Origin of the sequence: Candidatus Vicinibacter proximus (assembly GCA_016713905.1) — a bacterium.
Classification (GTDB): domain Bacteria; phylum Bacteroidota; class Bacteroidia; order Chitinophagales; family Saprospiraceae; genus Vicinibacter; species Vicinibacter proximus.
Genome location: JADJOE010000002.1, coordinates 101,531 through 121,075 on the forward strand (window position 1 = coordinate 101,531; position 19,545 = coordinate 121,075).

At 39.2% G+C, this 19,545-nt stretch carries 14 protein-coding genes and 1 pseudogene; 5 read left to right on the plus strand and 10 right to left on the minus strand.

Features of this window, described 5'->3' with window-relative positions; translation table 11 throughout:
- Positions 1–161: 161 nt before the first annotated feature.
- Together lon and IPJ83_06910 are read right to left on the minus strand one after the other, a co-directional pair.
- Entirely contained in the window at positions 162–2,579 is a 2,418-nt protein-coding gene (gene lon, locus IPJ83_06905; protein MBK7880270.1) for an endopeptidase La, read from the minus strand.
- Between the two features lie 287 nt (positions 2,580–2,866).
- A complete protein-coding gene (locus IPJ83_06910; GenBank protein MBK7880271.1) occupies positions 2,867–4,954 on the minus strand; it encodes a carboxy terminal-processing peptidase in 2,088 nt (695 codons plus the stop codon).
- A 186-nt stretch (positions 4,955–5,140) separates the two neighbouring features.
- Here IPJ83_06910 and IPJ83_06915 point away from each other — a divergent pair, with 186 nt between their 5' ends.
- The 4 genes and pseudogenes from IPJ83_06915 (at position 5,141) to IPJ83_06930 (ending at position 7,533) form a co-directional block, all read left to right on the plus strand.
- The gene (locus IPJ83_06915; protein MBK7880272.1) at positions 5,141–5,971 is read left to right on the plus strand and encodes a shikimate dehydrogenase; all 831 of its coding nucleotides are present in this window, start codon (positions 5,141–5,143) and stop codon (positions 5,969–5,971) included.
- Positions 5,972–6,194: 223 nt separating this feature from the next.
- Positions 6,195–6,524 carry a winged helix-turn-helix transcriptional regulator gene (locus IPJ83_06920; protein ID MBK7880273.1) on the plus strand — a complete coding sequence of 110 codons (330 nt, stop codon included), beginning with the start codon at positions 6,195–6,197 and terminating at the stop codon, positions 6,522–6,524.
- 48 nt (positions 6,525–6,572) lie between these two features.
- Positions 6,573–7,010: an arsenate reductase ArsC gene (locus IPJ83_06925; GenBank protein MBK7880274.1), complete on the plus strand. Its 438-nt coding sequence runs from the start codon at positions 6,573–6,575 to the stop codon at positions 7,008–7,010.
- A 51-nt stretch (positions 7,011–7,061) separates the two neighbouring features.
- Positions 7,062–7,533 (plus strand): annotated as a pseudogene (locus IPJ83_06930) (hypothetical protein).
- An 837-nt stretch (positions 7,534–8,370) separates the two neighbouring features.
- Here IPJ83_06930 and IPJ83_06935 read toward each other — a convergent pair.
- From IPJ83_06935 to IPJ83_06950, 4 genes are all read right to left on the minus strand, one after another.
- Positions 8,371–9,462 carry a cytochrome C peroxidase gene (locus IPJ83_06935; GenBank protein MBK7880275.1) on the minus strand — a complete coding sequence of 364 codons (1,092 nt, stop codon included), beginning with the start codon at positions 9,460–9,462 and terminating at the stop codon, positions 8,371–8,373.
- A 4-nt stretch (positions 9,463–9,466) separates the two neighbouring features.
- Positions 9,467–10,213 carry a hypothetical protein gene (locus IPJ83_06940; GenBank protein ID MBK7880276.1) on the minus strand — a complete coding sequence of 249 codons (747 nt, stop codon included), beginning with the start codon at positions 10,211–10,213 and terminating at the stop codon, positions 9,467–9,469.
- Positions 10,214–10,267: 54 nt separating this feature from the next.
- The gene (locus IPJ83_06945; GenBank protein MBK7880277.1) at positions 10,268–11,095 is read right to left on the minus strand and encodes a 3'-5' exonuclease; all 828 of its coding nucleotides are present in this window, start codon (positions 11,093–11,095) and stop codon (positions 10,268–10,270) included.
- 155 nt (positions 11,096–11,250) lie between these two features.
- Positions 11,251–12,465: an ABC transporter permease gene (locus tag IPJ83_06950; protein MBK7880278.1), complete on the minus strand. Its 1,215-nt coding sequence runs from the start codon at positions 12,463–12,465 to the stop codon at positions 11,251–11,253.
- A gap of 74 nt (positions 12,466–12,539) precedes the next feature.
- On the opposite strand from IPJ83_06950, the gene IPJ83_06955 reads away from it, so the two are divergent.
- Positions 12,540–13,298: a LexA family transcriptional regulator gene (locus IPJ83_06955; protein ID MBK7880279.1), complete on the plus strand. Its 759-nt coding sequence runs from the start codon at positions 12,540–12,542 to the stop codon at positions 13,296–13,298.
- Between the two features lie 97 nt (positions 13,299–13,395).
- Here the strand turns inward: IPJ83_06955 and IPJ83_06960 are convergent, their stop codons facing one another.
- The 4 genes from IPJ83_06960 to IPJ83_06975 all read right to left on the minus strand — a co-directional run bounded on the left by IPJ83_06960 (position 13,396) and on the right by IPJ83_06975 (position 19,253).
- Positions 13,396–14,526 carry a PDZ domain-containing protein gene (locus IPJ83_06960; GenBank protein ID MBK7880280.1) on the minus strand — a complete coding sequence of 377 codons (1,131 nt, stop codon included), beginning with the start codon at positions 14,524–14,526 and terminating at the stop codon, positions 13,396–13,398.
- Positions 14,527–14,551: 25 nt separating this feature from the next.
- Positions 14,552–16,045 (minus strand): M56 family metallopeptidase, encoded by a 1,494-nt coding sequence (locus tag IPJ83_06965; GenBank protein MBK7880281.1) that lies wholly within the window; start codon positions 16,043–16,045, stop codon positions 14,552–14,554.
- Between the two features lie 109 nt (positions 16,046–16,154).
- A complete protein-coding gene (locus IPJ83_06970) occupies positions 16,155–16,532 on the minus strand; it encodes a BlaI/MecI/CopY family transcriptional regulator (GenBank protein ID MBK7880282.1) in 378 nt (125 codons plus the stop codon).
- 102 nt (positions 16,533–16,634) lie between these two features.
- Positions 16,635–19,253 (minus strand): hypothetical protein, encoded by a 2,619-nt coding sequence (locus IPJ83_06975; protein ID MBK7880283.1) that lies wholly within the window; start codon positions 19,251–19,253, stop codon positions 16,635–16,637.
- Between the last annotated feature and the right edge of the window lie 292 nt (positions 19,254–19,545).

The window sequence follows — 19,545 nt, forward strand, 5'->3', positions numbered from 1 at the left end:
TGTACATTCAAAATATATTCCACCTTAACCATTTCAATCCACAGGTATGGCTTAAAGATATTTTAAGCCTCTTAAAGAACCATCCCTATAATCAAATCGCATAATTATTGCCGTATAATTGGAAGTCTCAACAGCAACAGGCAGTTGGTTTGAAGTATAATCTAAAACTTTGAAACTCCCAGCGCAAAGCTTAACACCTCATGCATGTCTCTTACATAATGAAATTCCAATCCTTTTAAATGGTCCGCTTGAATTTCATCAATGTGATTTTTATTCTCAATGCAAAGCATGATGGTTTTTAAACCAGCGCGCTTGGCTGCCAGCACTTTTTCTTTAATTCCTCCAACAGGTAACACTCTGCCACGCAAGGTAATTTCACCGGTCATCGCGAGGTAAGGCTTAATTGGCTTGCCTATTATTGAAGAAGCCACCGCACTCAACATGGTAATTCCTGCAGACGGTCCATCCTTTGGAATGGCCCCTTCCGGTACATGGATGTGGATGTCATTATTTTCAAAATAATCAGGATCAATATTGAGTTCGCTGCTGTGTGATTTGATAAAACTGATGGCAGTTGTTGCCGACTCCTTCATCACATCCCCAAGGTTTCCGGTAAGTATCATTTTACCTTTTCCTTTTGAAATGGTAGTTTCGATATAAAGTATGTCTCCACCCACTCTGGTCCATGCCAGTCCGATTGCCACGCCAGGAGGTAGATTTTCCTGATACTGGTCATTGTTGTATTTTGCAACACCTAAAATTTCTTTTACATCCTCGACACCAAAATTCACTTGTTTGGCTTTTTCCATAGCTACTTTCAGAGCTGCCTTTCTCATGACAGAAGACAGTTGTCTGCCCAGAGACCTGACTCCGGATTCTCGTGTATAATCTTCAATTACTTTTTCAATCAGCTTGCTGCTGATTTTTACTTGCTTTGCTTTAAGCCCATGTTCTTCGAGCAAATTTGGAATAAGGTGTTTTACGGCAATGTCCAATTTTTCTTCCATGGAGTATCCCTGAATTTCGATCATTTCCATTCTGTCCAATAGAGCAGGCTGGATTCCACTTAATGAATTTGCGGTGGCGATAAACAATACTTTGGATAAATCATATTCCATCTCCAGATAATTGTCATGGAAGGTAGAATTTTGCTCCGGATCCAAAACTTCCAACAATGCAGACGATGGGTCACCTCGGAAATCTTTTCCCATTTTGTCGATCTCATCCAAAATGAAAACAGGATTGGAAGACTTTGATTTTCTAATGGCCTGTATAATCCTTCCAGGCATTGCGCCTATATAAGTTTTGCGATGTCCGCGAATTTCTGATTCATCATGTAGGCCTCCCAATGACATCCTTACAAATTTTCTATTCAGAGCTTTGGCAATGGATTTACCCAGGGAAGTTTTTCCTACTCCGGGAGGCCCTACCAAACACAAGATGGGTGCCTTCATGTCTCCTTTCAATTTGAGCACCGCAAGATGTTCAATAATTCTTTCTTTTACTTTTTCAAGACCATGGTGATCCTTATCAAGAACTTTCCTGATCTTATTTAATTCATATTGATCTTTTGTGTACTCATTCCAAGGCAAATCCACCATCATTTCCAGATAATTCATCTGAACGGAATATTCTGCAACCTGTGGATTCATGCGTTGCAATTTGTTAAGCTCTTTATCAAAATGATCTTTGACAGGCTTTGTCCATTTCTTTTTGCTTGCTTTTTCCTGAAGCTCTTCTATATCCTGCTCCTGTGGATCTTGCCCAAGTTCTTCCTGGATGGTTTTAAGTTGTTGATTGAGGAAATAATCTCTTTGCTGTTTTTCTAAATCCACCCTCACCTTGGACTCAATCTGATCCTTTACTTCCAGAAGTTTTAGTTCCTGATTCAAATAAACAAGAAGGGTCTCTGCTTTAGAAAACAGGTTGTCGTTTTCCAACAGAGATTGCTTATCCTCGATGCCTATATTTAGATTTGAGCTGATAAAATTTAACAAAAATCTATCGTTCTCAATATTGTGTAAAAGGACCTGTGCCTCATTGGGAATCTGTGGCGATAATTCCACAATTTTTCTGGATTGTTCCTGAATGGATTTGATCATGGCATTGTACTCCATTTTCTTTTCAGGAAGCACATAATTCCGCAAACTGATCTTCGCTTCCAGGTATGGTTCTTCCTTCAGTACCTCCTCTGCAATAAATCTTTTTCTGCCCTGCAAAATGACTGTTTGACTGCCATCCGGCATTTTGAGTAATTTGACAATTCTCGCTATGGTACCGGTAGTGTACAAATCCTTAAACTTAGGATCTTCCGTAGCACTGTCTTTCTGGGTAAGCACCGCGATAAACTTATTATTTTCATGCGACTTGGTAATGGCGCGCATGGATTTGTCTCTTCCTACTGTAATCGGAATTATAACACCTGGAAATAAAATGGTGTTCTTTAAAGGCATGACAGGCAGTACCTGACCAAAATCCTCATCCTTTGAAGGTTCTTCATCTTCAGCAACAGCCACAAATGGTAACATTTCCGGATCATCCGGTATTCCTGCGCTAAATAACCTCGATTCAAAACTCATTTCTTAAAATTAATAGGTGACTGCAAAATTTCAAATGCAAAATAAAGAATGGTCAATATATAAGGTCAAGCATTGTGCCATCGATGACTTTTGTCAGGTCGCTTTTGCTAAAAAAATAAATATTTAACATATATCCCTGAAATACAGGATTTTAAATAATTAATATCCATTTTAGTTTTGTTCTTCTGTACTGACAAAAAGTCCTTAAATTCAGCTTTGGCCAAAAAAAAGGCCGTACATCATGAGTTTGTACGACCCTCTCATTTACTGATTTTGGAATTGATTCTTTACTTCCTTATGTCTTTGAGCACGTTAATGGATTCCATGATGTACAGATCCTTAGAGATACTTTTTAGAAAATCTTCATTCCGACCTACTCTGGAAGAATCCATATTGATGTAACTAAGATCTTCTTTTAAATTATCGGCTTTGAGTCCTTGTATTGGATTCTTACCTATCTGTTCATATTTCTTGGATTCTTCTTTTCTTTGATCCATTTCCTTTTTGAATTTTGAAAAATTAAGTGGGTAAGTAGTCTTGTCTCTCATTTCTTTAAATTTACGAGCTTGCTCATCAATCAGACTGAGCTCCTGATTACTTTTTACTCTTTCTTTGCTTTTATCTTTTAATTCATCCATATTCGAAATTCTAAATACTTCCTGTTCAGGCTGTAAACTTTTTATGACATCATAAGGCATTGGATTTTCATATTCCTTTTCCCCATTCTCGATATAAGTATAAGTATCCGGAATCAAAATATCCGGTTCCACGCCTTTCAACTGGACCGAGCCTCCATTTACTCTATAATATTTCTGTATGGTGATTTTCATTTCACCTAATGGTTTAAATTCATCATTGCCCGGCATACGATCAAAATTTATGAATCGTTGTACCGATCCTTTACCAAATGTAGGTTCTCCACCTATGATTACGGCTCGCTTGTAATCCTGAAGACAGGCGGCTAAAATTTCCGAAGCCGATGCAGAATTGCTGTTGACCAATACAGCCACAGGTCCATCAAAGTCTACACCTGGATCAGAATCTGCATACGGACTGATTCTTTCCCGATCTCTTACCTGTACTACCGGACCATCTTTAAAAAATAACCCAGCCATCTCTACTACTTCCTGCAATGAACCTCCGCCATTATTTCTTAAATCAAGAATCAGACTTTGTGCACCTTCAGATTTTAATTTTCTAAGCTCCTTTTGTACATCTTTGGCACAACTTGCTCCATTTGGATTTTCAAAATCTGCATAAAACTTTGGCAATTTAATATACCCGACATTCTTGAGTACAGAATCTACACTTACCAAGGCAGAACGGGCAAAGCCCTCATCCATAATCACCTCATCTCTAACGATTGTGATGTCTTTCAGACTGCCATCCGGTTTTTTAACTTTTAAAGTAACTTTAGTGCCTTTCTTTCCACGAATCATTTTTACAACATCGTCAATCAACATGCCTTTTATATCTACCACGTCTTTTCCTTCCTGCTGCACACCGGTGATGATGTCATTTGCCTCCAATTCTTTCTGCTTCCAAGCAGGGCCACCTGGAACGATGGACGTTACTTTGGTATATTCATGATCGGCTTGAAGTCTTGCTCCGATTCCTTCAAGCTTTCCGGACATCGTGATGTTAAAATCTTCTTTCTCTTTTGGATTTAAAAAATCTGTGTGCGGATCATACACATGTATGAGGCTGTTGACGTATAATTCAAAACGGTCAGATCTGGTAATGGCATTCAATCGCTTGTACCAATTCTCCATATTTTCCCTGATCTCTTTTCGGATGTCATAAAAAATAGAATCTTTTGATCTCGTCTTTTTGTCCTTTTCCAAGGCTGCCAAATCGTCGTAATATTTTGAAATGAAATCGTATTTCATGGACTTCCGCCAAAACTCTTTAAGTTCCTTGTCGTTATCCGGCCAGGTCCTCTTATCCGGATCTAATTCAATGGATTCTTCTTGTTCCAGGTTAAAATCCTTTTCAATGAATTCCTTGTAATATGCTTCCGTCTTTGCAACGGCTGCATTGATAATTTCATTGGATTTTTCAAAAAAATCAAGCTTCCCTTCTTTGAATTGGTCATCCAACATCAAGCGGTAAGATTCCATGGCTTTTAGATCTGCCTTGGTCAAAAACCTTTTACCCGAATCCATATTGTCGAGATATTGATCATATGCCTTTTTGGAAAAATCATCATTGATCACCGGAGGATTGTAATGGTAGGTCTGGCTCTGCTTATATATCATCTGGAGAATCAGCTCTTCTTTGTTGAGGGGTCTTGATGAACTCTTACATTGTGTTGTAAAATAAGCCATCACCATTACTAATGGCAATAAAATGTACCAAGGTCTTCTATACTTCATTTCTTCTTTCATTTTTTTCTTACCGTAGTCTTAACAATCCATTCCAACTTAAGATTATTACAAAAATCTAATTTTTGAAAATTTTAACATAAATGTACGAATCCTTCAAATGGCGCTAAACTTTTACAAAATTAAACATTTTACATGAAGTACGAATGTTTTCGTAGTAAATTTTAGTGCTTATTTATGGATCCAGAGAAATCAACGAACAAAGCCAACAATTGTTTTAGCTGCAACATGTCCTTTAAACATCTAAATTTACCGCAACTAATCACAGGTATGCGTAGATTTGGCTTGATTGGCAAGAATGTAAGTCACTCGTTTTCTAAGGGCTACTTTGAAAAAAAGTGGGCCTCCTCAGAGATAAATGACTGCAGTTATGAACTCTTTCCCATTCCGGAAAAAAGCCTGCTTAAGACTTTTCTGAACGCAAACAAACATCTTAATGGCTTGAACGTGACCATTCCATACAAACAAGCGGTGATTGAATTCATTGACCATATAAGCCCTGTAGCCTTGGAAATTGGTGCCGTTAATTGCCTTTATAACGAGAACCATCAGTGGGTGGGTTACAACACGGACGGACCGGCATTTTTGCAAACCCTGACCGAATTTATCGGAACCCAGACCATTACAGGTGTACTTATTCTGGGTACCGGAGGAGCTTCAAAAGCCGTCAGGTGGGCACTTAAAAAGTTAGGTCTTACTTATAATTTGGTCTCCTCTTCAGGGAATGGATTGAGCTATGAAGAGTTGGATCTGAACTGGGATGATTTCTGGAATTTGGTGATCAACACCAGTCCGGTAGGAATGTATCCTGCCACCGATTCATGTCCGGCGATTCCGTATCATCGCCTTCATGCTGACTGTCTTCTTTACGACCTCATCTATAATCCCCTGGAAACTGAATTCCTGAGGAGAGGTAAACTTTCAGGAGCAAGTGTGAAGAATGGTTTGGAAATGCTTTATTTACAGGCTGACCTGAGCTGGAAGATCTGGAACAAGGATTCCAGGTGACTTTAATCCAATCATCATTTTATCACTCTTCTTCAACTAATCGTCCTTTTAGTCAAATGCATTCCATGCTTCTTAAAGTAGGTTGAGATCAAAAGCGGATGCATCCTTAAAATCCCTAACTCAGTCCCTTAAATTGAAATTTGACCAACCATCTTCATTAAATAAATGTTAAGGTGCATTGTATTCAGATTATTAATCGTAATTTTACGATCATAATCAAGATATGAAGACCAACAAGAGTGAAGAATTCAGTTTGAGAGACAACAGGATAGCAGATTTTGCCAAGGCGTTGGCACATCCTGCCCGGGTAGCTATTCTCCAAATTCTGTTGAAAAGAAACAGTTGTGTCTGCGGAGATCTGGTCGAGGAGCTTCCGATCGCACAGAGCACCGTATCTCAGCACTTAAAAGAACTAAAAAATGCAGGAATCATCAAAGGAGAAATCGAAGGAACCAAAGTCTGTTATTGTTTAGATCCTGTCAACTGGAACGAAATGAAGAAACATTTGGGGCGTTTTATTGAATCCGGGTGCACCCCGGGAAATTGTTGTTAGCAAAGTATTCAATTAATCGTAATATAACGATGTAAATTAAATTAAATGATGCACCGAACAAGAGTTTTATTTTTATGCATTCACAACTCTGCCCGAAGTCAGATGGCGGAAGCTTTTTTAAATGAATATGGACCCGATCATTTTATGGCAGAAAGCGGAGGGATTGAAGCCGGCAACTTAAATCCTTTGGCTGTTCAAGCGATGGCAGAAATTGGGATGGACATTTCCCATTACAAGGCCAAAAGTGTCTTTGATCTTCATAAGGAAGGTAGGCGTTACGATTATGTGGTAGCTGTATGTGATGAGGGAAATGCTGCCCGCTGCCCTGTGTTTCCCGGTCAACATAAACGGCTGCATTGGAGTCTGGAAGACCCTTCTTCTTTTCAAGGCAGTGAGGAAGAAAGGTTGGATTTCACCCGAAAAATCAGAGATCAAATTAAATCCGCCGTCATTCAATTTATTGAGAATACGGACAAAAACATATAATCACCGCAAATGGCAATCATTCTTTAATATTTAAACCATAAAATATATAACATGAAACTTTCAGCATTAAAATCATTTCTGGAAAACTCCTCAGAACTTCATTTGATACAGGCGGATGGACAAAGTGTTCCCGCTCATTTTCACATTACAGAAGCTGGCCTTACCACCAAGCATTTTGTAGATTGTGGAGGTACCGAAAGATTGGAAAAAAACATCAGTATGCAAGTCTGGGTGGCATCAGACAAAGACCACAGGTTAACTCCTGCAAAACTATCCGGAATCTTACAAAAAGCAGAACTCTTATTTGGTGGAGAGGATCTGGAAGTAGAGGTGGAATATCAGACAGATACCATTGGCAGATACGGTTTAAAACAAGATGGAAATTTCTTAAAATTAACCTCAAAGCGTACCCAGTGTCTGGCCTTGGACTTGTGTCTGCCTTCCCCTGAAAAAAATATACAAGGATCTGAAAAATCTGGTGCCCTCTACCGGCTGTTGCTCCCCTGCTTCCGGCTGTTGCTAACATAGTTTAAGCCTTACCTCAAAGGAAAGTAGCCAGGTCTAGGGCTGTCTTTATATAATTTGACTTTTCCAGGAGAGCGCCACCTCAATTGTATTTCAAAACAGCTTAACCCAGAAACTCATTAGAGGGCTTAGGGAGTGGCAAAAGAGCAACAAAGGCAAGAATCTCCTCGCAAGAAATTTGCGCGGAGATGAGGTTGTATTTCATTGTTCACGAATTTAGAGAAGAGGCTTGCTTATGAAGCAATTTTGGCCAGTAATAGAATTCTAATGAAATTTTGGGTTTAATGCAAAAAAAAAGTCCCGCCTCTTCTGGCAGGACTTTCTGTTTTTCGTTTTGAAATAGATTTATCCGAGAAAAAAAATTGTTTCTTATTAAAGGAAATAGCCAGTTGAAGGCAACAACTGGCTATTATAATCCCATGAACATATCCAAACTAGCTTACTCTTATCTCTCATGTTTTGAACTCAAGTTTTGATGTCCGGGTCTGGTCAATTTGTTAATAGAAGCCACCCATTTTAGGATGGCTTCCTATTAACAAATTTTAATCCCATGAACATATCCGAATTTACGGTCGCTGATACTTTTACCAGCATTTGATTGTATTTCTTCCCTTTGTTAAACAATCACAGTACAATGATCGCACGATTTATATCCGCCCACAAGTACAAAAAATAGGCTCTGTCATATATTAATATTTTATATATTTATATATTGTAATGTTTAATTAATTGAATATTAATATATTAATTTTTATAAACTAAAATATTGATCTTAAAATGTCAATATTAAATTAATTTTGAAGAGGATTTTAGCCTGATTTTTTTTAAAAAAAACTTAAAAAGGGCTGAAAATATCCGGGTTCTTGAGGTAGGAAGTGTCAATTAGTGTCTTCAGAAAGGCAATAACCTTATTCTTCTGGCGGGTGGTCAAAACCAGTTTGGCGACATTCGGATCGAGGTTTGGTGCAGATTGAACATGATTCACATAATGATCCATCACTTCTTCAATGGTTTTAAATCTGCCATCGTGCATATATGGAGCCGTAAGATGCCAGTTAAATAAACCTGGTGCTTTAAATCTTCCCATGTCCAATGGAATACCCGTTACTGCTCCTCTACCCTTATCTTTAAAATCATCCAGGGTAACCGCCTTGTCCAGCCCATTATTGAAATAATCACTGGAGGCAAAAGTGGGTGCTGCGTGACAGTGTCCACATTGTGCATCCGGCAAGGAAAGATCTGTATTAAAGTACATATCCATTCCTTCCTGTTGGTCTCCATCAAAAAATATTTCTTTATTCAACTGTCTTACGTAAAGACTATTGCCTCCTGTCAGTAAAATGCGCTCAAACTGGGCAATTGCTTTTGCAGCCAACTCTTTGGTGATTTCAGATTTGGAACTTATTCCGAAAGCTTTTCTGAACATGGTCGGATAGCTTGGGTGTTTCCTGAACTTATCTATCACATTTGGCCACATTTCATGAAGCTCTATAGGATTTTCGACGGGTTCTAATGCCTGTGTCTCCAGGGTTGCCGATCTTCCATCCCAAAAATATCCTTTGGTGAGGTAGGCTATATTCAAAAGGGACATGGAACTCCGGTTTCCAAATTGACCCGTTACTCCTCTACTGAAAGCCAGGCCATCTGTAAATGCAAATTCGGGCTTATGACAACTTGCACAAGACTGACTGGAATCCGAAGAAAGAATAGGATCGTAAAACAAATGTCTGCCCAATTGTACGCCATCATAAGTCATTGGATTATCCGGCACGTCCGGCAAAGGAGGCAGATTGCGGGGAACGACAAGAGGATAAGCACGTGGCTCATAAGAAATCTGACTTAAATCATCTCCTCCCGGCGGGTTTTCACCATTACAACCCACAATTAACCAAAACAAGATAAATGTCAAATTCTTCCAACTCCACATAGGCTTATTGGATTCTTAATGCGGATCTAAAATAAGCCATAAAAACAGACATAAAATCTTTCCCTTCATGGATTACCGGATCCTTATAAATATCAATATAGTTGGAAAGGTCGCCAAAAAGTGCCTTATGATCGAATTCCATGACCAGCTTTGTGGTCTTGCCCTCCTCGATGACAATATTTTGATCAAAATATTGCTCTTCATATGCGTCGTTGAACCCACTGTGGTAGGCAAACAACTCATGCTGCGCCCCATTAGAAATACTTCCTTCGGTTTTTGAGAATATATAGGAATTCCAGCCGGACCAATAATGTATTCCATCACTCAATGGATTTGTAGTCGGAAAGTCCTTTGGGGTTTTGGTATTCAATTCCGGTGGAACACCAATTCCAAAACTGAATCTATCGTAATTCCCTGCTTCAATTTTGTCAAAAATAAGAGTAAATCCTTTTTCTGCATTCTCGACATTGAAGTGATGATCCTGAAGATTTACGAAGCGTACGTTAGAAGATAAAGAAACAATCTTCCCTGAGGGGGTTCGCAACTTGATTCTGCTGAGAAAAAATTCTGACCTGGTGAAATAGATTTTGGAACCATCAAAAAAATCATATTCCTTTCCCATAACCAGCGGACTTTGGCCAAAACGACCTTTAATGGTCAATTCCAAATTGCCTACTGGCGTATCTTCTTTCTCACTACAGGAACCGATAAAAATCGCCAAAGCCAACAACCATGAAAACGTCTTACCCATAAATTGAATCATATCCAATTAAACGCTAAAATAACAAGATTGGTTGCATGGTATTTAAGTCCCTTTTTTTAGGTTATTTTCGTATTCTTTCAGCAGTTTAGCAGACATTTTTTTTACCTGCACAGAAAATTCCTTCTCCTGAATCCAATGATAATAATTTCTGTCCTCGTATAAAATTTTAGCCACCGGTTGTCCCACATACTTGCCAAAATTAAAAACGACCTCACCCTGCTCATTGTATTTTAATCTCTGGGTGGCATCCAGGGTCTTAAGATCGTTGGTGAAATCATGAAGGACCTGCATGTCATTTACAACCGGTCTGGAAATGGTCTGCCCGTCCTCTTCAATAAAATCAGTATCTTTATACCGATCCAACTGACCTTTCAAAACTTCTATGGTTGCTTTGATGTCTTCCATGGCATCATGTGCATTCGCCATTTCTTTCCCACAATAAAACTGATAAGCTGCCTTCAGTGTCCTGGGTTCCATTCGGTAGAAAATTCTCTGTACGTCAATTAACCTTCGCTCTTCTATTTTAAGATCCAGTCCGCACCTGGCTAACTCTTCCATAAGAATCGGAACATCGAACCGGTTAGAGTTATATCCCGCCAAGTCACCATCGCCAATAAAATCATATATTTTCTTGGCCACTTGCGCAAAAACAGGTTTATTGACCAGATCGGCCGGCGTAATACCATGAATTCGCATGGCTTCTTCCGAAATGGGAATACCGGGATTGATCAATAACATCATTTCTTCAGGAGTGCCTGAATTTTTTGGGTACTTGACCATACCCAGCTGGATGATTCTGTCTCGGATGACATTCAGTCCAGTTGTTTCCACATCAAAAAATATTAAATCTCTGTCCAAATTAAAATTCATAATCCTAAATATTGACGTAATGATAAATCTATTTCACTAAAGTCCAATCCTTATCCTCTTTTTTAAATTTTCATGTGGTCAAATTGTTCTTTGGAATAGGACTTTTTAAAATTTAACCGCCATAATGAAGAAAGGTAAAAAGAGATGAAAGTGTTTTAAATCTGTGCCTCCGCATCAAAGACTTTTCCCAACATCTGAAAAGTATACACCAGCCAAAACACGCACAGTCCCGGGAACAATACCACCCACCATGCTCCGGGATAATTTCTGGCACTGTGCATCATGTTTCCTAAACTTATTTCTTCAACCGGAAGACCTAAGCCCAGAAAAGAAAGGGAAGATTCTGCTAGTATGCAGCTGCCCATGCCCAATGCCAACAAAGGAAAAATATCATTCAGTATTTTAGGCATCAGATGCATCCAAATAATTCTTGCATCTGAATATCCAAGGGCTTGCATAGATTGTATATAGGCCTCCCGGGTCTCACTGATGTTGAGGTATCTGATGTACTTACTGACGCTTACAGAGAAAAACAATCCCATGATGACACTGATAAATACCACCCCCGGTTTTTGAACCCATTGCACACATAATAGCAATACCAGCATGAGTGGAAATGATTTCATTAAACTGATCCAATTGATCAACATTTTGTCCGGATAGATCTTTAATCCCGTTAATTTTTTTTCAGCGCTGCTAATTAAATAAACCAACAAACCGATGATCAAAAGGAATATCCCCACCATCTGAAGAGAAAGCATTCGGTATTCAATCGCGATCAAAAAAACATACAAAAAAATCAATACCAAAATAAATCCAAAGAGGCTGGCCTGCCACGATAGCCGCAATCCTCCGGAATGGTAGTAGCTCATGCCTAAGCCTATGGGAAGACCGATGATGAGTGCAAAAAACACACTCATGAATGAAATAAGCAATGATTTTCTTAAACCGTATAAACAATTGGAAAACACATCTCTTCCCAGTTCGTAAGTTCCCAACAACCAAAACGATCCATTCGATCCGGTAAGTGGTTTTTTCCAGGAATCGAGCTGATTATTTTGGTAAGGATCATACACGAACAAAGGCCACAGGGCAAAATCATATTGAATTTTTTTCCACTCATTGCCAGAGGCTAAAAGTTCTGCTTTGAGGGGTGATCTGTCCGGTGGTGAAGAATGCCACAACAAATTGTAATTTTCCCCTTTAAATCTGCAAAAAAAAGGATTGGGCGCAATTATAAACCGGATAAAAAAAAGGATCAACACAAAGCTCAGCAAGGAATAGAATACAAATGCCTGCTTTCGTCTGAACTCCCCGATTGGCAGGAGAATTTTCGTCAGTTGTGCCCTTAACTTAGCTAGCTTGCCCATTTTGCTTTATCCGTATTTCCGACATGAGCGCCGAAATATTCGACATTGATTATCTTTGCAAGATAAACTGAAATATGTACTTCGCTGAAAATATCAAGTTCCTTCGCCAAAGAGATCAATTATCCCAACAACAAATATCCGATAAATTGGGTATTTCCCGAACCACCCTTGGAGATTATGAACGCGGTCACACGGAACCCAACCTTGGCACTTTGCTTAATATTTGTAATCTTTATGGCATCCCTGCAGAAGTTTTGCTTAAATACGACTTGAGCAATGACAAAACCGAACTCAATGAATTACATGGCAGACAGGTACTGAGTCTAACCATGGACCAAAATGGAAACCCTAATATTGAATTGATTCAAAACAAAGCCTACGCCGGTTATCTGGAAGGATTTGATAAGCCAGAATATGTGAAAGAATTGCCCAAAATTAATTTGCCCTCACTTAAAGGCAAATATTACCGGGCATTTGAAATCAGTGGTGACAGTATGCCACCCATGGAGTCCGGTTCCATTGTGGTCTGCTCCTTTATCGACCAATTAAAAGAAATTGTTCCGGGTAAAACATATGTCTTGATTTCCAGACAGAGTGGTATCGTTTACAAAAGAATGTATCCGGATTTCAATAAAAATACCCTTAGTTTAGTGTCAGACAATCCTACTTATCCACCGGTCAATTTAGGTTTTGAAGATATTGATGAATTGTGGCAATATAAAGCCCACATTAGCTTCATGGAACCCAAACAATCCTACGACAGCTGGATGGAAGAAAAAATCAATACCATACATTCAAAGGTGTTGGATATTCATCGAAAAATTATGGATTGAACGTCCACTTAAAAACAAAGCCCAGAGTTTTTGGACTCCGGGCTGTGTTGAATTTTGGTTATTAAATTATCTAAAGGCAAAAGTGAATAAAAAAAAACTATTCCACGATAATTTTTTCTGATAAGACCTTTTTACCCTGGGTTATTTTTAAAATAACAGTACCCTTTACATGATCGATATTGATTTCCTTATCGTAGCTGCCATTAAATTCCTTAAGGTCTTCTTTATAAAGTTCCTTACCATTTAAATCCAGTACTTGTAATAACATCGGTCCTTTAGCACCCTGATATTTAATTTTGAGTTGGCCTTGACTTGGATTTGGTGAGCCGGAAAGATAAGTGATCTCGAGAGATTCATCCTGAACCTTATTTCTGTTTTCAAGACTTCTCAGCTCTGCATTCAATTCTTCACTTAATTCTCTGCCAAGATCTTTAAGACGCAATGCCTCTTCTTTCAATTCATCGGCTCCTTCTTTAAAGTGTTCTCTGATAATTTGCTTTTCCTGCTCATCCATTAATTTCTCATTCCAATGAAAATTTTTCATATTTCCGGCTTTGCATTTTGGCTGACACATTTCCGGACTGCATTTGCCGAGCGTAACTGTAGTTTTGTGTTCTTCGCCATTTCTTAAGTAAACCAGCTTTACTTTATCGCCTACTTTTTTATCAGACATCAGTTCTACCACACTTTCAAAACCGGTAACTCTTTTGCCATCGATTTTCATGATCATGTCCCCTTCCTGAAGTCCTGCTTTTTCTGCACCACTTCCTTCATAAACCTGATCAATGGCAGCTCCGTTATCTCCACCCGCATCTCTGAGTTGCACGCCCAAAACAGCCTTATTGGGTGCATCACATTTTGCCATGTTGGATCCACCGTCTTCATTCCAATGGAACATCATCGGTGCCTCCTCATCATCGCTTTCTTCTACAATTACTTCCACATTGTTTCCATTGATTTCTTTTGTCTTGCCGTCCTTATGGATGAAAACTTTTACTTTGCGCCCATCCTCATTTCCCTTTAATTCACCAAGTACAGAATCTACAATAACCTCAATCTGTGCCTCATCTGCCGTAGGAGATCCGGAACGAATCACTTTTTTAACAATTACTTTTTTCTCTTTCTTAACTTCAGATTCTTTAGTCACTCCATTGTTATCTGAACCCTGAGCACTAAGCCATGCTGTGCAGAACAACAGCGTTAAAATAGATAAACTTATTTTTTTCATAACCACTAAATTTATTTAAAAAAAATTAATTAACTTCTGATCCGGAATCCTTTAGATTGTTAAAATCACTGACGTTGATTTTAAAATCTCCCTGATTCTGGTAAATGATGATTTTATAGTTTTGTTCCTTTTGACCTGCAGCTTTAATCACTTGTGACATTGCCTTAAATACCTTGCTTTTTGCCTCGGAAGCATCCTTTTTAAATGCTTTGGCCAACTCATGCAATTCAGACATGCGCACTTCACGTTCCTGAGTGGATTCTTCTGCATCACTTACTTCCCACACATCTGTTTCTACCATGGTCTCTTCATCCAGATTATACCCTTCGTCCTCAATGAGCAAGTCCTCTTTTTTGGTAACTCCAGAAGATGGATGATGTTTAGCCAAAGAGGATTTTATAGGGTTGGTTTGTTTTAGTTTAGGTGCTGAAGGTGATTTTGTTTTTGTAGGGATGATTTTACTGACTATCTTCTTTTCGTTGGACGGAAAGTCATCATTTTCCACCAGACAAGCCCAATCCATTCTACCTATATTGTCTAACGAATTAGTATGGTCTTTTTCTGCAACAAAGAAACCCAACAACAAGGTCACGCCAAGCGTAAAAAACATGTTGATCCATGTTGTGTAATTTTTTTCTTTGGTATAATTTATGTTCAGAATGTGTTTAACTCTTCTGCACAGTTGATTTTTTTCCGAACTGAAACCAATCTGGTCGGATTCAGGAATGAAGGTTGGATTTTCTCCCAGCTTAAGAATCAGGGATGCATATTCCAAAGTTTTTGGAATCATTCGGAGGGTCAGCCAATCTGCACAAATCTCTCTTTGGAATCTGATTCTTTTGATCAGAAAATGCGCAGCCGGATTAAAGAAAAAGATCAACTCGCAAAAATTGCAAATGACATTATATAAGTGGTCCTTAGCCAGGATGTGTGCAAGTTCGTGTGCAATGACACATTCAGCTTCTTCATAAGACAGGTTGTTCACCCAGGAAGTAGGAAGAACCAACATTGGCTTAAAAAATCCGGTTACAAATGCAGAACTGATTTTTTCCGAATGAATAAAAATTATGGTTTGGGGTATTTGTAAATTTTGTTTTAGTTGGTTAAAAATACGATTCCATTCTTCCGGAAAAACGGATCCAGATTGCCAACGTATCCGTTCCAAAAAATAATAGGAGAAAAGATATCGCACCAATAGAACCACCCCTCCAATAACCCAGGAACGATTTACCCAAAGTACCCAATTATCAGATAAATCGGACAGCCAAACCTGAGGAAATTTAATGATTTCCTGTCCGACAAAAAAGTGATAAAGAAATGTAGAAAAAGTAGTCAAGAGAAACGCAATCAGGCTGTATCGGTAAATAGCATTAATTACCTGAGGCTTTCTGGATTCTAAAAATTTCTCCGCCACGAGGACAAGAAAAACAAGTACAGTCCCCTGCCAAAGCGAATGAACCAACATCCATGCGAAGGAACTTTGCAAATCTGACCAGAACTGTACTTGACCACTACCCATCATTTAGATTTTATGAATGAAAAATATCCTATACGTTTAAAAAATTCATCGTCCACATTTATTTAATTATCGTTGAATTTATTTAGTCAAATATTTAAATTCAGGATGATTATTTTGATTGCTGTGTTTTCTCAAGTTCTCTGATCAGATGCTTGAGTTCTTTCAATTCTTTATCTGTTGCTTTATAATGCCCCAGTGTCTGGATCACCAATTCCATGGCCGCACCTTCGAATACCTCATCAACCAATTCCTTTACTGCACTTTTCTTAACATGATGCTCTTTTACCAGTGCACTGTAAATGTGGGTTTTCCCATCCATCTCCCGGCTGCAATAGTTTTTTTCTGCCATGATCTGCATGATCTTTAAAGTGGTGGTATAACCGGATTCCCTCCTCTCGTTGATCAGTTCATTTACTTGTTTTACGGTCGAAGGACCATGCTTCCATAATATCTGGAGAATGTCCAGTTCCGCTTCTGTGGGTCTTATTCCTGTCTTTGCCATACGCTTGTACGAATAGTTTCGTATAGCAAATATAATAAAGAAGATTTATTTCTACGAAGTAATTCGTATTTTAAGACTACTTTAACATTAAATCTTCATAAAACTCCATCTAAGCCCGGTAGAAGGACTCAGGATTTGATACAAGCCGGGAGGTATTCCATGCAAATCAAACCTTAAAATATCACCGGAAAGTGCAGAAGCCTGGTGTTTGACAAATCTTCCGTGTACATCTGCTATTCTGCAATCTCTTGGTACGTTTTCTGCATCCGAAAATTGGATGAGCACATAATCCTTGGCCGGTGTAGGATAAATAAATGTGTTGTTATTGCCCGGACCGTATTGTCCTACATTTAATTTAATGATAAATCTTTTAACCGTCACGCATCCATTGTCGTCAATGACTTTTAAAGTGTATTCGCCAGGTTCCAGAAAATCCGGATCGAAATTTCCAACGATTTCCTGAATATATGGTGGTGTACCGCCTTGTATGGCGACATTCAAAATCTTACCTTTATTATACCCTGGATTTACACCCTTGACATAAATACTGTCGATGATCAATTCGGCGAATTGCGGCAAATTAAAAGTTAAAGTATCCGTTGTCGCTTTTGCTGATTTAATGATCACAGTTATCTTCCCGGAGACGGCTTCAGCAGAAGATTTTGTACTGCCATTACTCCAGGCAAAAGTAAATGGTGCCGCTCCTCTGATGCTGTCCAGATAAATATTGGTTACCTCACCAAAGCATTTTATATCCGGAGTGATTCTGGTTTTGATTACTTCCGGAACACTGCATACGTAGCTGATCAGGCGTTTTACGGTATCTACATTACATGCTGAATTGGAAATAAGTGTAAGATTAAGTGGATTGGTTTTGCAATCCAATACAAGATTCAAACTGTCTCTATTAAATGTTTTTCCATCTGCAATCCAGGTATTTCCCAAAGCATTCAGGCTAGTCGCTTTTGCGCTGAAAAATTCATAATCACTTACATATTGAAAATCTGCTTTTGCCACATGGTTGTCTTTTATGGTGACACTTCCTTTGACGCCGGGTGACAACATATAAAATGATCCACTTGCATTGGTTTCCAATTTACTTGCGCAGACGAGATATTCATAAGTAGAATCCTTGGTCAGACATTTTTCGGTATAGGTCAGGGCATTCAGATTTCTAGCGACAATTTTATATTGTGTCTCTGATTTAAATTTACGCAGGATGGTATAACCTGCCGAAGCATCCGCTGAAGCCTGCCAGTTCAATTCGATATTTTCTTTATTTTCCTTCACCACCAAACCGGTAGGTGCCTGCATAGGATACATGTTCAGACTTGGGTCACCCATGAGTCCCATATGGGTTCCTCTGAGCGCTGTGGGGCTGACATTATAGAGCGAACCATTGTTATTGGTACTCAGCCGGTGACTGTATCCAATGTGTTCGCCCATGGCCATGTAGTGAAATTGCCAGCCTGGTCTTCCTGCCCAGACGCAGGTAAGCATGCTGCCACTGGCCAAAGCAGACCTCAGAAAATTATTCGGGCTGTCCCAATCGCCAAAATAGGAGCCAAACAATACCGTAAAAATACCCCGGAGTGAATCTGTCCCCATTAAGCTAGTATTGCTGATGCCTCCGGCTGAAGTATAGCTTCCACCACCGGCCCCATAGGACCATAAGTAAGATCCAGTAAGCATCAGATCCCGATAACTTCCGGAAATCACACTGTCCGGCCCGAAGAAAGCAGAAGCATTGCGGTATCCTGTAGATCCAAAATATTCCCCCATAAAATTGAAATTATCCTGTACCACGGCTCTTCTGTTGGCCTTGATCTTACCGGTTCTGAAGAGGAAATTTTTATTGAGGTAATTACGTAGCAGGGTAATTTCGGACTTTTGAATATCCGGCATGTTGTAGAAATCTACACGACCTACCTCCAGCTCTACATCGTTAGGAATCTGGCTCTGATCAAATTTTCCATCCCCCGGTATATTTTTTGTCTCTGCCCTGGAACCTGTAGTGTTGTTGATGCTGGCATCCGTCCAGCCGCCATCCATGTCTGCATAGTAAGTGTCGGATGGCCAGGCACCGGCGTGATCTGTATGTCCATCCCAGGCAAAGTTTCCGGAGTAAGGCACCGGCACATGTCCAAGAATGAAAACAGTCGTCAAAGACGGGTAGGCAGTTCTTTGACTTTTTATCACATTCTTTACCTCGGGGACCGTCATGGTTGCAGGGATGTTGGATTGTAAGACATGCCAGGATTCGTTTTCCAAGGCAGATTTCAAACGACTGATTTCGGCAGTAAGGCTGTCTTTCACCCGGTTGTCTACAAGCAGTAAAATAGTTTTCTTTGGTTCAACGGAAGGAACTTTAATTCCACCGTATATGTAGCCATTTGCACCAATATCTGAGGCAGACCGGCTCACACGGTATTCATAAGCTTGCCCAATCTGAATGGAAGTATCTGTAAAAAACTCTGCATCCCCGGGTAAATTTCCGATGGCAACACCCCAGGCCTTGGCTTCTTTTGTCTTTCTAAAAACCATATACCTAGTGGACAAAGGTTCTTTGTTCCATTTTATAGTGATCGAACGCTTAGCTTCGTCCAGAGTGGTGGAAAGCAACACAGAAGCTTTTAGTGACCAGTTCTGCGCGGAGGTCCAATTCAAACAAAAAATACTTAACAAGGCAAAAGCAAGGATTTTCATTCTCTTTATTTTTTTACAAATATAGATTGAAATAAGCCTAAAATGAAATCCTGTTGTCATACATTGGGCCTATGGGTTGATGATGGAGAATATAAATTTGAATTTGTCCTCCAGAGATGTTTGGGGATTGTCCAATACTATTTGGTAAGGGCCATTTAGTGAATTTCTATATTCTTTTATTTATTCCTCAAGACTTCTGACCATATCATCCCCTGCCTCAAGGTTGATTATGGAAGCGTCCTGCCGTTCTAATTTTGTTTTGCGAAATTGGTTTTCTTCAGTTTCTTTGTTG